The sequence below is a fragment of the Pseudomonas sp. RIT-PI-AD genome, assembly GCF_025642785.1.
Lineage (GTDB): Bacteria > Pseudomonadota > Gammaproteobacteria > Pseudomonadales > Pseudomonadaceae > Pseudomonas_T.
Window position 1 is genome coordinate 1 of the sequence record NZ_JANZKU010000062.1, and the last position, 1,269, is coordinate 1,269.

Genomic DNA, 1,269 nt, shown 5'->3' on the forward strand with positions numbered 1-1,269 from the left:
GGACAACCCGGCGCTGGCCTTCAACCCCGGTACCCTGTCCGGCACCTACGGCAACCTGACCCTGGATGCCGCGGGCAACTGGTCCTATAGCCTCGACGGCCGCGCCGATGGACTGAAACAGGGCGAACAGGCCCAGGACAACCTGACCGTCACCCTCAACGACGGCAGCACCACCACGGTGTCCATCGCCATCACCGGCACCAACAACGCGCCCCAGCTACAGGCCCACAGCCAGACCGTCGATGAGGATCACTCGGCCAGCGGCAACCTGCTCGGCAACGCCACCGACGTCGACCACGACACCCTCAGCCTGGTCGACTTCAGCGTCGATGGCGTCACCCACGCCGCCGGCAGCGTCGCCGTGATCGCCGGGGTCGGCAGCCTCAGCGTGGCGGCCGACGGCCAGTACAGCTTCACCCCGCAGGCCAACTGGAGCGGCACCTTGCCGACGGTGACCTACAGCGTCAGCGATGGCACCACCACCGCGCAGTCCAGCCTGACTATCCAGGTCACCCCGGTGGCGGACGCCCCGCTGCTGGACCTGAACAATCCGCCCAGCCATCCGGTGGCCACCGGCCTGACCCTGCAGACCTGGACCGGCCTGGCCCTGGGCACCGGCGGCAGCGGCGCCGCGCCGGCGACCCTGCAGAGCACCATCGACCACGCCGGGGTACCGGCCGGCAGCGGCCAGTTGAGCAACCTGGCCAACGGCAACGTCAGCGCCGGCACCGCCTCGAAGATTTCCGGCCTGATCCACCTGGAAGCCGGCCACACCTACAGCTTCAGCGGCGTCGGCGACGACAGCATTCGCCTGGTGATCGGCGGCACGGTCGTCGGCCAGGCCACCTGGGGCGCCAACAGCGGCGCCTTCAGCGGCACCTTCACCCCGACCACCAGCGGCTACTACACCCTGGATCTCTATCACCACAACCAGAACGGCCCGGGTAACTACGACGTCAACTTCCAGGTGGACGGCGGCGCGCTGCGCGACCTCAGCACGGCCAACGCCGAACTGTTCCGCAGCACCGTCGACCTGGCCCAGGAAGGCATCCGCCTGTCGGCGCTGCAAGGCACCGGCGGACAGGGCTATTACCGCGAGTACGCGCAGAACGAAGGCGACGAGGACACCGCGATCCCGCTTTCCGGCGTTCATGCGGCGCTGACCGACACCGACGGTTCGGAAAGCCTGCACCTGAGCATCGGCGACATTCCCGTGGGCGCTCGCCTCAGCGACGGCAGCCACTCGTTCACCGCCAGCGCCGGGAACAC

General features: G+C 69.0%; 1 protein-coding gene. It reads left to right on the forward strand.

Features of this window, described 5'->3' with window-relative positions; all coding sequences use genetic code 11:
- Nucleotides 1–1,269, forward strand: a 1,269-nt coding sequence (locus OGL92_RS22015; RefSeq protein WP_263148007.1) for a VCBS domain-containing protein, incomplete at both ends; no start/stop codon positions are given.